Source organism: Mesorhizobium sp. LNHC229A00 (assembly GCF_000502415.1).
Taxonomy (GTDB): Bacteria; Pseudomonadota; Alphaproteobacteria; order Rhizobiales; family Rhizobiaceae; genus Mesorhizobium.
This window is the reverse complement of the sequence record NZ_AYWQ01000002.1, coordinates 807,430-820,343: the sequence shown is the minus strand read 5'-3', so window position 1 is coordinate 820,343 and position 12,914 is coordinate 807,430. Positions and strand designations below refer to the sequence as shown.

The window sequence follows — 12,914 nt, the reverse complement described above, 5'->3', positions numbered from 1 at the left end:
AACCATCCGGACTGCTCTCAGCCCGCCTTGTTCACCCGCATGTACCAATCGACCAGCCGGCGCACCTGCCGTTCCGTATAGCCGCGCTCCACCATCCGCTGGACGAATTCATTATGCCGCTTTTCGGTGACGCTATCCTGCTTGGAGCCGAAGCTGATCACGGGCAGGAGGTCCTCGACCTGGCCGAACATGCGCTTTTCGATAACCTCGCGCAGCTTCTCGTAGCTCGTCCATGACGGGTTGCGGCCATGGTTGCGCGCCCGGGCACGCAGCGTGAACTTCACCACCTCGTTGCGGAAGTCCTTCGGATTGGCGATGCCTGCCGGTTTTTCGACCTGCGACAGTTCGTTGTCCAACACCTCGCGATTGAGGATTTGGCCGGTGTCGGGGTCCTTGTAGTCCTGGTCCTCGATCCAGGCATCGGCATAGGCGATGTAGCGGTCGAACAGGTTCTGGCCATATTCGCTATAGGACTCCAGATAGGCCTTCTGGATTTCATGGCCGATGAACTCGGCGTAACGGGCGGCCAGCTCCGACTTGATGAATTCGAGATAGGCGGCTTCCGTCTCCTTCGGAAACTGCTCCCGTTTGATCGCCTCTTCCAGGATGTACATAAGATGCACGGGGTCCGCCGCGACCTCGTTGGTGTCGTAGTTGAACGTCTGCGACAGGATCTTGAAGGCGAAGCGCGTGCTGACGCCGGTCATGCCTTCGTCGACGCCGGCGGCGTCGCGATATTCCTGGACTGACTTCGCCCTCGGGTCGACTTCCTTGAGGTTCTCGCCATCATAGGCGCGCATTTTGGTGTGCAGCGGCGAATTGTCGTGCTCGGCAAGGCGTGTCGAGACGCTGAACCGNCAGCTTCTCGTAGATCTGCCTCTCTTCGGTGATGCGCAGGCAATACGGCACCTTGACCACGAGGATGCGATCGAGAAACGCCTCATTGTTCTTGTTGTTTTTGAACTGTTGCCACTCGGATTCGTTGGAATGGGCAACGATGATGCCCTGGTACGGAAAGGCACCGAAATTCTCGGTGCCGTTGTAACTGCCTTCCTGGGTCGCCGTCAGCAATGGATGCAGCACCTTGATGGGCGCCTTGAACATCTCGACGAATTCGAGCAGGCCTTGCGTCGTTCGGTTCAGCCCGCCGCTGTAGGAATAAGCGTCAGGGTCGGACTGGCTGAAATTTTCCAATTGCCTGATGTCGACCTTGCCAACCAGGGCCGAGACGTCCTGATTGTTCTCGTCGCCAGGCTCGGTCTTGGCGATGCCGATCTGGCGCAGCCGCGACGGCATCAGTTTGACGACGCTGAATTTGGAAATGTCGCCGGACAGTTCGTCGAGGCGCTTGGCCGCCCATGGCGAGATAAGTCCGTTCAGGCGGCGCCGGGCTATCCCGTATTTGTCCTCCAGGAGATCGCTCATGCGATCGGGATGGAACAGGCCAAGCGGCGATTCGAAAACCGGACTGATCTGGTTGCCGACCTTCAGCGTGTAGATCGGGCGCTCTTCCATCAATTTCTTCAACCGTTCGGCCAAGGAGGATTTGCCGCCGCCGACCGGACCCAAGAGGTAGAGGATCTGCTTGCGCTCCTCGAGGCCCTGGGAGGCATAGCGGAAATAGCCGGCGATGCGCTCGATCGTATCTTCCATCCCGTAAAAGTCGGAGAAGGAGGGATATATCTTGACGGTCCGGTTCGAGAAGATACGGCCTAGCCGCTCGTCCTTGCTGGTGTCGACCAGGTTTGGCTCGCCGATCGCCTCGACCATTCGTTCCGGCGCCGAGGCATACATCGATTTGTCCTCGCGGCAGGCGAGCAGATATTGCTGGAGACTTATCTCTTCCTGGGCGGCGTTCGCATAAATTTCCGAGAAGAGATGGAAGACGTCGGATTGGTTCTCACGCATGTTCGTTGCCTTCGGAGCCATTTTGATGGGGCTCGCATATTCAACTGCGGGAAGGCATTGTTTGTTCCGTCGGCGCGCATGCATCTGGTACTGAAATCCAAACAACGCTCCGGCCCGAATGGCCGCCCATCAACCGCGATTTCGGCGGAGATGACGGCAGTGCGCCGAACGCCGCGGCGCCAGCGTTCCTGAAATCGACGATCGCCTGATCCTGCCGACCGTCGCTCGCCCATTCCGTGGCTGGATCATGCCAAAAGCGGCGGCGGGATATTGCCGTGCCGATATCCGCGGGTGCAATTGCTCTTCGTGAATGGGAGAAAATTTGCATGAATGGCGCCGATGTTCTGTGCGACGTGCTGTTGGCTAATGACGTGAATGTCTGCTTCGCCAATCCCGGCACATCCGAAATGCATTTCGTCGCGGCCCTCGACCGCAAGCCGGCGATGCGCTGCGTGCTCGGCCTGTTCGAGGGGGTGGTGACGGGTGCGGCCGACGGCTATGCGCGCATGACCGATCGACCCGCCGCGACGCTGCTGCACACCGGCCCGCGGGCCTCGCCAATGGGCTGGCCAACATGCACAATGCAAGGCGCGCCTTCAGCCCGATGATCAACATCGTCGGGGACCATGCCTCCTACCATCTGCCGCTCGACGCGCCGCTCACCAGCGACATAGAGGGGCTGGCGGCGCCGATGTCGAAGTGGGTGCGCCGCATCGAAGGGCCCACGGATGTCCAACCGGCCACGGAGGCGGCCCTTCGCGCCTCGCTGACACCGCCGGGTGTCGCAACGCTGATCCTGCCGGCGGACGCGGCCTGGGGCGACGCCGACGCGGTTTCGCCCGTCAAAGTGGAACTCGCATCGCCGCGAGCCGTCGACATCGACGCCGTGCGAGCGGTGGCTACCGCGATCCGTGCCGCTCCCGGGCGCGTCGGCATGATCGTTCGGGGACGGGCGGCGCGAGCCGATGCCCTCGAGATCGCCGGCCAGATTTCAGCGGCCTGCGATGTCAGGCTGTTCAGCGAGGTGTTGATCGCGCGTATGCAGCGCGGGCGCGGGCGTGTCGCGCCGACGCGCATTCCCTATCCCGTCGACGCGGCGACGGCAGCGCTCAGGGATATCGATGTCCTTGTGCTGATCGGCGGAAAGGAGCCGGTCGCCTTCTTCGCCTATCCGGGAAAACCGGGAAGGCTTGTCCGTGACGATTGCCAGGTGCTGACGCTCGCCGCCCATGGTCAGGATCTGCATGCGGCGCTGGAGGCGCTTCGCGACGAACTACGCGTCAAGCAATCGCAACCGGCGTTGGTTGCAAGCGCCTTTCCCGAGGAGGCAACACCAACCGGCAGATTGACGGAAGATGCAATTGCACTCTCCGTCGCCAAAAAGCTGCCGGGCGACGCGATCGTTTGCGACGAGGCGGTCACTTCGGCGCGACGCTTCTTCGCGCTGTCGGCCTTTGCCGCGCCGCACGACTATATGATGGGCACGGGCGGGTCGATCGGCGGCGGCATTCCGCTGGCGACAGGCGCGGCGATCGCCTGTCCCGGCCGCAAGGTAATCAATCTGGAGGCCGACGGCAGCGGCATGTACACGGTGCAGGGCCTGTGGACGCAGGCGCGGGAAAATCTCGACGTGGTGACGATCGTCTTTTCCAACCGCACCTATGCGATCCTGCATGGCGAAATGCGCAATGTCGGGGTGAACGCGATCGGCGAAAATGCCAGGCGCATGCTCGACCTCGACCATCCGGCGCTGGACTGGGTTTCGCTGGCCAAAGGCATGGGCGTGGAGGCGGCGCGTGCCGACACCTGCGAGCGGTTTAACGCGCTGCTCGATGCCGCCTTGTCGCGGCGCGGGCCATTCCTGATCGAAGCGATAATCTGAACAGCGCGAGACGCGCGCTACAGCTCAGCTCGGGGACTTGGCCTACCAGCGCGTCTGTTCGCCGGGCGCCGTGGGCTCGATAGCCAGTGCGTGAACGCCGGCCTTCAACTCGTCGGCCAGCAGTTCGTTGACGGCGCGGTGGCGCTCGACGCGGCTCATGCCAACAAAATTCGCCGAGACGATACGGACACGGAAATGTGTCTCGCCGGTGCCATCGAACTCAGCGTGGTGACCGGATTCCACGTGATGATGGCCGGCGTGGAGATGGCTTTCGTTGAGGATGACCAGCCGCTCGGGCGAAAATGCCCTGTTGAGCTTGTCTTCCATGGTCGCCTGTATGGACATCGTCTTCTCCCTTCACCACATATGGTCGGCGCGCCGGCGTGAAAACCGGAAACAGGATTCGCCGGGCCGCCGGCGCGCAACAAAATCGGTCGTTCGCCTGCTTTAAGCCGCGATTCAGCGGTTAGGGCGATCATCGCGAAAATGTCAATTCTTGTTTCGCATCTGCGAACGCCCCATAAATGGGTTAGATGAAGCCGTATCCCAAATATTTCGAGAAGATTCGCGTCCGCCCCGACAAGGACGCGGAGGTGAAGGCGCACGCGCCGATCTGCCAGTGGGATGGCTGCAAGGAGGCGGGCACGCATCGCGCGCCGGTCGGCCGCATGAAGGAGGGCGAGTATTTCCGCTTCTGCTTCGACCATGTGCGTGAGTACAACAAGGGCTTCAACTACTTCTCCGGCGTGCCGGACACCGAGGTGGCGCGCTTCCAGAAGGAAGCGATGACCGGCCACCGGCCGACTTGGAAGATGGGCGTCAACGGCGCCTCGACGCGTTCTTCGCCCGACATGGCGCAGATGCGCTCCGGCCGCGCGGGCTATTACAACCGCATGCGCGACCCGTTCGACCTGTTCAAGGGACCGAAGGATCCGCGCGAGGCGCGCGAGCGCAAGGCCAAGCCGCTTGAGGCCAAGGCGCTGGAAACGCTTGGCCTTGATACAAAGGCGACTGGCAAGGACATCAAGGCGCGCTATAAGGAACTGGTGAAGCGTCACCATCCGGATGCGAATGGCGGCGACAGAGGTTCGGAAGACCGGTTCCGCGATGTGCTTCAGGCCTATCGCGTGCTCAAACAGGCGGGCCTGTGCTGAGCGACCCTATGGTTCGTGTCGTTTTCCAACTTTCATAAGGTTGGAAAAGGCTCTAAGACCGCCCCCGAACAAAATGGATTGCCGGCGAAACGCGACGTTTCGCCCGTGGAGACGTTGAGAGATATGAACAAGGTCGATCGCGACATCGCCAACCTGCCCGACACGACGGTGTCGGTGAAGGAGAAATTCGGTTTCGAGTCCAAGATGGTGGTGCCAGCGTACTCGGTCACCAGCGAGCATGTGCCCGATGTCGATCCCGACTATCTGTTCGACAAGGCGACGACCTTGGCGATCCTCGCCGGGTTTGCCTACAACCGCCGCGTCATGGTGTCGGGCTATCACGGCACCGGCAAGTCGACCCATATCGAACAGGTCGCCGCCCGCCTCAACTGGCCCTGCGTGCGCGTCAATCTCGACAGCCATGTCAGCCGTATCGATCTCGTCGGCAAGGACGCGATCGTGGTCAAGGACGGCCTGCAGATCACTGAATTCCGCGACGGCATCCTGCCCTGGGCCTACCAGCACAATGTGGCGCTCTGCTTCGACGAGTATGACGCCGGCCGTCCGGACGTGATGTTCGTCATCCAGCGCGTGCTGGAATCGTCCGGCCGACTGACGCTGCTCGACCAGAGCCGGGTCATCCGCCCGCATCCGGCGTTCCGGCTGTTTTCGACCGCAAATACGGTTGGTCTAGGCGACACCACTGGCCTTTATCACGGCACCCAGCAGATCAACCAGGCGCAGATGGACCGCTGGTCGATCGTTACCACGCTGAATTATCTGCCGCACGACAATGAAGTGAACATCGTGCTGGCCAAGGCCAAGCATTATCGCGACACCAAGGGCAAGGACATCGTCAACAAGATGGTGCGCGTCGCCGACATGACGCGCTCGGCCTTCATCAATGGCGACCTGTCGACGGTGATGAGCCCGCGTACCGTCATCACCTGGGCCGAGAATGCCGAGATCTTCGGCGATGTCGGCATGGCGTTCCGGCTGACCTTCCTCAACAAGTGCGACGAGCTGGAGCGTTCGGTGGTTGCCGAGTTCTACCAGCGCGCCTTCGGCCAGGATCTGCCCGAGAGCGCGGCCAATGTGGTGCTGGGCTAAGCAGAGCCTCTATGGCGGGTCCGGGCGACAATACGCGCAACAAGTCCAAGACGGGGTCTGAAGCCGACAGCTTCAAGCGCGCCGTCACCGTCTGCATGCGCGCCATTGCCGGCGACAAGGAAATGGAAGTCGGCTTCGCCAAGGACAGGCCGGCGCTGGCGGGCAGCCGTGCGCGGCTGCCCGAACTGCCCAAGAAGGCATCGAAGTCCGACATCGCGATTACCCGCGGGCTCGGCGATTCCATGGCGTTGAAGCGCGCCTGCCATGATGTGCGCATCCACAGCAAGCTGGCGCCGGAAGGCAAGGCCGCCCGCGCCATCTACGACGCGGTCGAACAGGCCCGCGTCGAGGCGATCGGCAGCCGCGCCATGCAGGGCGTCGCCGACAATATAGGCTCGATGCTGGAGGACAAATACACCAAGGCCAACCTCGTCGACGTCAAGGATAAGGCGGACGCGCCCATCGAGGAGGCGCTGGCGCTGATGGTGCGCGAAAAGCTGACCGGCCGGCCGGTGCCGAAGAGCGGCGAGCGGCTGGTCGAACTCTGGCGGCCCTGGGTCGAGGAGAAGGCCAAGGCCGACCTCGACGGCCTGTCGGAAAAGCTCGAGGACCAGCAGGCCTTCGCCCGCGTCGTGCGCGAGATGCTTGCCTCCATGGAAATGGCCGAGGAACTCGGCGACGACCAGGAGACCGAAGACTCCGAGGACAATGACGACAACCAGCCGCAAGGCGAGGAACAAAGCGAGGAAGGCGGCGAGGACGATTCAGGCTCCGAGCAGTCCCAGTCCGAGGACGCCGAGGCATCGGCCGACGACGAGCAATCGGCGGAGACGGAAGCCTCCGACGCCACCGCTGACGATTTGTCCGACGACGACGATGCCGATGCCGAGACGCCCGGCGAGGCTAGGCGCAACGACAATCCCTTCACCAATCTGCCGAAGGAAATCGACTACAAGGTTTACACGTCAGCTTTCGACGAGACGGTCGGCGCGGAGGAGCTCTGCGAAGAGGAAGAACTCGACCGGCTGCGCGCCTTCCTCGACAAGCAACTCGCCAATCTGTCGGGCGTGGTCGGACGGCTCGCCAACCGGCTGCAGCGCCGGCTGATGGCGCAGCAGAACCGGTCCTGGGATTTCGACCTGGAAGAGGGCTATCTCGACCCGGCGCGACTGGTGCGCGTCGTCATCGATCCGATGCAGCCGCTGTCGTTTAAGCAGGAGCGCGACACCAAGTTCCGCGACACGGTGGTGACGCTGGTGCTCGACAATTCCGGCTCGATGCGTGGCCGGCCGATCACGGTCGCCGCCACCTGCGCCGATATTCTGGCGCGCACGCTGGAGCGCTGCGGCGTCTCGGTCGAGATCCTCGGCTTTACCACGCGGGCCTGGAAGGGCGGACAGGCGCGCGAGAAGTGGCTGAAGGACGGCAAGCCGCCGAACCCCGGCCGCCTCAACGATCTGCGTCATATCATCTACAAATCCGCCGATCATCCATGGCGGCGGGCACGCCGCAACCTTGGCCTGATGATGCGCGAAGGCCTGCTCAAGGAAAATATCGACGGCGAGGCGCTGCTGTGGGCGCACAATCGGCTGATTGCCCGGCCTGAACAGCGCAAGATCCTGATGATGATCTCGGACGGCGCGCCGGTCGACGATTCCACGCTGTCGGTCAATCCGGGCAATTATCTCGAGCGGCATCTGCGCGCTGTCATCGAATTGATCGAGACGCGCTCACCGGTCGAGCTGCTGGCCATCGGCATAGGCCATGACGTCACGCGCTACTACAGGCGCGCTGTCACCATCGTCGATGCCGAGGAACTGGCCGGCGCGATGACCGAGCAGCTGGCGTCGCTGTTCGCCGAGGAGAGCGCGAAGGATACGCGTCGCGGCGGCGTGCGGCGCGCCGGATGATCTTTTCGCGAGGCGGGTTTAGGCAAACGCTTTTCGCCGCCATCGTCCTGCTCGCCGGTGTTCCGGCAGGTTCGGCCGGCTCGGCTCCAGTTGAACCTGTCGCCGTCTCGGCACGCCCGATCACCGAATTCCACATTGGCCGCGCCGACAAGCAATTCGGTCCGCTCGAATTCGTCGGTGGGCTGGAAATGACGTCGCCATCACGCGATTTCGGCGCGTTGTCGGCCTTTCGGTTCCTGAAAGCGGGCAGTGATTTCATCGGTGTTGCCGACACCGGTTACTGGTTCTTCGGCTCGGTGGCCCGCGACGCCGACAGGCGACCCCTCGGCATCCAGAATTTTCGCATGCAGCAGATGGCCGACCAGAGCGGGCAGCCGATCGACGAAAAATGGGAAGTCGACGCCGAAGGCCTCGCGGTCAAGGACGGCATTGCCAGCGTCGGTTTCGAGCGCAACCACCGCGTCTCCCAATTCAGGATCGAACCGGACACCATGAAGGCGCCATTCAGGCAGCTGGATTTCCTGGTGCCGCCGCGGGAGCTGCGGCAGAACCGCGGCTTCGAGACAGTTACCCATTCAAATGCCAATGGCCAGCATCAAGGCGGCCTGGTCGTGGTGTCGGAGAAGAGCCTCGACAAATCAGGCAACATCTACGCCGCCATTATCGAAGGCCCGCATAGGGGCGTCTTCACCATCAAGCGCAACGACGATTTCGACATCACCGACGGCGCCTTCCTGCCGGATGGCGACCTCTTGCTGCTGGAGCGCAGCTTCACCATGGCGGGCGGCCTCAAGATGCGGCTGCGGCGCATTTATGGGGAGAGCGTCGAGAAGGGCGCCGTCGCCGACGGGCCGGTGCTGCTGCAAGCCGACATGGGCTACCAAATCGACAATATTGAAGGGCTCGACGTCTGGAGCCGGGATGACGGCGCGCTGATGGTGTCGCTGATCTCCGACGACAACCATTCGATCCTGCAGCGCAATCTCTATCTGGAATTCATTCTGCTTCAGGATTGAGGGGCAGCCCTTCGCGACGCCCCACCAGCGATCTTGCGGCGATTTTGTCCATGCGCCGGCCATCCCACAGTCTTTGCCCCGACAAGCCACTGAATCCGGGCCAGTGTCGCGACGACCGCCAGGCAAAAACACTTTAGTCTGGGCTTGACAATTAAAGTGGCGCCGACAATACTCAAGTCCATGCTTAACAATTCAGGGATCGACGTTATACTTCGCGCGCTTGTCGAGCCCACCCGCCGACAGATCCTGGAAAGGTTGAGCAGCGGACCGGCCACCGTCAGCCAGCTGGCGGAGCCGTTCGGCATGACGTTTGCCGCCGTGCTGCAGCATCTGCAGGCGTTGGAGGCCTGTGGGCTGATCCGCAGCGAAAAGATCGGGCGAGTGCGCACCTGCCGGATCGAACCGGGCGGGCTCGCTCCGCTCGCCGACTGGATTGCCGAGCGCCGCTTACCGGCGGAACGCCACCTCGACCGTCTTGGCCAGATTCTGGCCGAGACAGACCAATTCCCCAAGAAAAATCAGGAAAAGGACGAACCGCAATGAACCAGATCGCCCCCGCGAAAGACGAGCATTCCGTCATCCATTCCACTTTCACCGTCGAGCGAACCTATCCGCAATCGCCGTCATGTGTCTTCCATGCCTTCGGCGACAAGGAGACGGTGCGGCGCTGGCGCATTGAGGCGATGGTTTTAGCGTTGCCGAGTTCAGCTTCGACTTTCGTGTCGGTGGCGGCGAGGTGTCTCGCTTCAGCTATGGCGACGGCCCTGAGATCAGGCTCGACGCGCAATTCCAGTATATCGTTGCCGACCAGCGCATCGTGTTTTCCTACAGGATGGCGGTCGGGCCGCAGCCCATGTCGGCATCGCTGACCACCGTGGAGCTGACGCCTTCGGGCGACGGCACAAGGCTGACCTACACCGAGCAGGGCGCCTTCTTCGACGGTGTCGATTCCGCCAAGGGGCGGGAAGAGGGACCCGCGGGCTGCTGGAGGCCCTTGCCACCGAACTTCAGCGGCCGAAGTAGCCCCGGCTGCCTACGGCCTCGACCTAGGATCATGAGCTGTTGGTGGCGATCCAGATGACATGGCGCGCGCCGCGCTTGCCGTTGGCGCGCGTGTTGACTTCCTCGACAGCGAAACCCGCCTGTTTCAACCGCCTCGTGAAGCCGGCATCCGGCCCTTGCGACCATACGGCCAGGACTCCGCCCGGTCTTAGGGCGGTGCGTGCGGCGGCGAGGCCAGCCACGCTGTAGAGCGCGTCGTTGCCCTTGTGGACGATGCCTTCGGGGCCATTGTCGACGTCGAGCAGGATCGCGTCCCAGGCAATGGGTGCGGACCGTATGAGCTGGCCGACATCGGTTTCGCGGATGGTGACGCGGGGATCATCGAGCGAGCCGGCAAAAATCTCGGCCATCGGGCCGCGTGCCCAGGCGACGACGGCCGGCACCAGTTCCGCGACGACGATCGCGGTGTTGTCGCCCAATTCGGCGAGGGCAGCGCGCAGCGTAAAACCCATGCCGAGCCCGCCGATCAGGATTCTCGGCCGACGATGACCCGCAATCCCCTGGCAGGACAGTTTTGCCAGCGCTTCTTCGGAGCCGCTCAGTCGGCTGTTCATCAGCTCGTTGGTACCAAGCATGATCGAGAATTCAGAACCGCGCTGTTTCAGCCGCAGTTCCTGCCGGCCATCAGGCGTTTTCGCGGAGTCCAGCTGGATCCAGGGAATCACTGCTAGGCCGCGGCAACGGCCGGCTGGCTCCAGCGGGCGGCGAGCAGCCGGTAAGGGATCAGAGCCACGACAGCGATGATCAGTTTCACACTAAGATCGCCGAGCGCCCAGGACACCCAGCGCATGGCGTCGACATGAAACACCCCCATCAATGGGGCGCTCTCCAGCGCAAACCCGTCGCTTGGGCCGACGAAGGCAAAGGCGGCTGAAAAGGCGACGCCGAAGAACACGAGGGTGTCGAACACCGATCCAACCAGCGTGCCGACGATCGGCGCCCGCCACCAGCTCTGCCGGCGCAAACGGTTGAACACGGTCACATCGAGCAATTGCGCGGACAGGAATGCCGCTCCGGAAGCCGCCGCGATGCGCACCAGCCGGTCGGCTGATGTCTCGAATTCGATCAGGCCATGGCGGAACAGAAAGGGCGGGACGAGGATCGAGCAGACCACCGCCGTCATGAAGCCGACAAAGACGATCCGGCGCGCCGCGGCGGGCCCGTAACGGCGGTTGGCGAGGTCTGTGACCAGGAAAGAGAAGGGATAGGTGAAAGCGCCCCAGGTCAAAACGTCGGCGAGCGACAGGCCGCCGAGGTGGCCCTGCATGGGAAACTGCACGAGGATGTTCGATGCCACGACGACAAGTGCCATGGCGGCCACGAAAGGCAGGTACCGCGAAAAAGAAGACATTTTTTTATCCTGGGTAATGGAACCAGCGGAGCATCATGCCGAGGCAGCGCTCGCTTCGAAATTGAGCATCGGAGTGTCGAACCTTGCGGATCTATCCGATGCTCAGCGGCCAGCAAAGAGGCTGGCCAGGCGGTCGTCCCCCGCCTTTATCTGGATCTTACGCAGCGACCTGCTCGGCAAGCTTCTTGGCGATCTGCTTCTTCAAGAGACGCGCGCGCTGCGACAGTTCCTTGACGTCGGCCTTGGCCAGGAAGGCATCGAGGCCGCCGCGATGTTCGACCGAACGCAGCGCGTTGGCCGAGATGCGCAGGCGTACATTCTGGTTCAGCGCTTCCGAAATGAGCGTCACATTGACGAGGTTCGGCAGGAAGCGACGCTTGGTCTTGTTGTTGGCGTGGCTCACATTGTTGCCGGTCTGGACTGCCTTGGCAGTGAGTTCGCAGGTGCGGGACATGGTTCTAACCTTCAGTTCTCTCGGGGCCTGCCAAACCTTCGTACCCGCGCCGGGTGGCGCGCGGTTCTGGTCAGGCGGCCTTATGGAAAAGTTGGCGTTCCATAGTTGCATTTCACCGGGGCGTCAAGCTCCGGCTTCCGCACGGAAGCGCCCGGCTTTTCATATTAAGGCCGGATTTCACCGTATAAGCGGTCTCGTAGGGACACGCCAGACCGGAGTCGCCCGCCTCCGGCCGAAAACCAAGGATCCGATCCCGCCATGCCTCGTTCGTCTCACGCGCTTGTTGCCGCGCTAGTCATCGCCCTGCCGACCGCTACGTCCGCTGCCTCGCCGCAGTCGTTCAAGGGCGAATACACGGTGTCGTTCCTTGGTCTCTCGATCGCCAGATCGACCTTTTCCAGCCATTATGAGAACGGTGCCTACGCGATCGAAGGCAGTGTCTCGGCGGCGGGTCTCGCCAAGCTGTTCGACGACACGCGGGGCACGATCTCGTCAAAAGGCACCATTTCGGGCCAGAAAATGGTGCCGCAGGCGTTTCGAGCCGACTACACCTCCGGCAAGAAAGCGTCTTCGATCGACATTCGCTTTAGCAATGGCAACGTGACCTCGACTCAGGTCATCCCTGCTCCGGGCAAGCGCGATCCCAAGGCCTGGGTGCCGCTCGGCGCCGGCGACCTTGCATCGGTGCTCGATCCGATGGCGGCGACCGTCATCCATGCCGACAGCCTCGACCAGGTCTGTGGCCGCAAGGTCAAGTTATACGATGGCGAGATGCGCGCCGACCTGACGCTGACCTACGCCTCGAAAGGAACGATCTCGGTGCCGGGCTACAAGGGCGACACCGTCACCTGCCAGATGGGTTTCGAGCCGGTGGCGGGCTATCGCAAGGGCCGCAAGGCGCTCAATTATCTCAAGAACAAAAGCCGCATGATGGTGACCTTTGCACCGCTCGGCCAAACCGGCGTATATGCGCCGATCCACGCCACGGTCGGAACGCAGATCGGCACCTTGACCATCAGCGCCAGACGGTTCGAAGCGGTACAATAAGGCACGCCACCGGGACAGAA

At 62.5% G+C, this 12,914-nt stretch carries 11 protein-coding genes and 2 pseudogenes; 8 read left to right on the top strand and 5 right to left on the bottom strand.

The annotated features are described in order from the left end of the window. Window positions 1-17: 17 nt before the first annotated feature. Window positions 18-1,908 (bottom strand): annotated as a pseudogene (locus tag X742_RS01000000169745) (PrkA family serine protein kinase). 326 nt (window positions 1,909-2,234) lie between these two features. Between X742_RS01000000169745 and X742_RS01000000169740 the strand changes: the two are divergent. Beyond that, a pseudogene (locus X742_RS01000000169740) lies at window positions 2,235-3,790 on the top strand (acetolactate synthase large subunit). 42 nt (window positions 3,791-3,832) lie between these two features. On the opposite strand, the gene X742_RS162640 reads toward X742_RS01000000169740, so the two are convergent. Next, the gene (locus X742_RS162640) at window positions 3,833-4,135 is read right to left on the bottom strand and encodes a BolA family protein (protein WP_023770822.1); all 303 of its coding nucleotides are present in this window, start codon (window positions 4,133-4,135) and stop codon (window positions 3,833-3,835) included. A gap of 188 nt (window positions 4,136-4,323) precedes the next feature. Here X742_RS162640 and X742_RS162645 point away from each other — a divergent pair, with 188 nt between their 5' ends. The 6 genes from X742_RS162645 (at window position 4,324) to X742_RS1000000175500 (ending at window position 10,061) form a co-directional block, all read left to right on the top strand. After that, complete coding sequence (locus X742_RS162645) at window positions 4,324-4,944, top strand: J domain-containing protein (protein WP_023770821.1); 621 nt, start codon at window positions 4,324-4,326, stop codon at window positions 4,942-4,944. Window positions 4,945-5,067: 123 nt separating this feature from the next. Continuing rightward, window positions 5,068-6,054 carry a cobaltochelatase subunit CobS gene (gene cobS / locus X742_RS162650; protein WP_015315506.1) on the top strand — a complete coding sequence of 329 codons (987 nt, stop codon included), beginning with the start codon at window positions 5,068-5,070 and terminating at the stop codon, window positions 6,052-6,054. Between the two features lie 11 nt (window positions 6,055-6,065). Next, window positions 6,066-7,964, top strand: a complete 1,899-nt coding sequence (gene cobT / locus X742_RS162655) for a cobaltochelatase subunit CobT (RefSeq protein ID WP_023770820.1) — start codon at window positions 6,066-6,068, stop codon at window positions 7,962-7,964. Further along, the gene (locus X742_RS162660; RefSeq protein WP_023770819.1) at window positions 7,961-8,980 is read left to right on the top strand and encodes an esterase-like activity of phytase family protein; all 1,020 of its coding nucleotides are present in this window, start codon (window positions 7,961-7,963) and stop codon (window positions 8,978-8,980) included. Before cobT ends, X742_RS162660 begins: the two co-directional genes overlap by 4 nt. A 180-nt stretch (window positions 8,981-9,160) precedes the next feature. Then, entirely contained in the window at window positions 9,161-9,523 is a 363-nt protein-coding gene (locus tag X742_RS162665) for a metalloregulator ArsR/SmtB family transcription factor (RefSeq protein WP_023770818.1), read from the top strand. Window positions 9,524-9,716: 193 nt separating this feature from the next. Then, on the top strand, window positions 9,717-10,061 hold the full coding sequence (locus tag X742_RS1000000175500) for an SRPBCC domain-containing protein (protein ID WP_031252107.1): 345 nt from the start codon (window positions 9,717-9,719) through the stop codon (window positions 10,059-10,061). On the opposite strand, the gene X742_RS162675 is transcribed toward X742_RS1000000175500, so the two are convergent. The 3 genes from X742_RS162675 to rpmB form a co-directional block, all read right to left on the bottom strand. Beyond that, window positions 10,033-10,707, bottom strand: coding sequence for a spermidine synthase (locus tag X742_RS162675; RefSeq protein WP_023770816.1), 675 nt, complete (start codon window positions 10,705-10,707; stop codon window positions 10,033-10,035). The genes X742_RS1000000175500 and X742_RS162675 overlap by 29 nt on opposite strands. A gap of 2 nt (window positions 10,708-10,709) precedes the next feature. Continuing rightward, the gene (locus X742_RS162680) at window positions 10,710-11,393 is read right to left on the bottom strand and encodes a queuosine precursor transporter (RefSeq protein WP_023770815.1); all 684 of its coding nucleotides are present in this window, start codon (window positions 11,391-11,393) and stop codon (window positions 10,710-10,712) included. A gap of 157 nt (window positions 11,394-11,550) precedes the next feature. Beyond that, window positions 11,551-11,847: a 50S ribosomal protein L28 gene (rpmB, locus tag X742_RS162685; RefSeq protein ID WP_010911765.1), complete on the bottom strand. Its 297-nt coding sequence runs from the start codon at window positions 11,845-11,847 to the stop codon at window positions 11,551-11,553. A 258-nt stretch (window positions 11,848-12,105) separates the two neighbouring features. On the opposite strand from rpmB, the gene X742_RS162690 reads away from it, so the two are divergent. Beyond that, entirely contained in the window at window positions 12,106-12,894 is a 789-nt protein-coding gene (locus X742_RS162690; protein WP_023770814.1) for a DUF3108 domain-containing protein, read from the top strand. The last annotated feature ends 20 nt before the right edge of the window (window positions 12,895-12,914 follow it).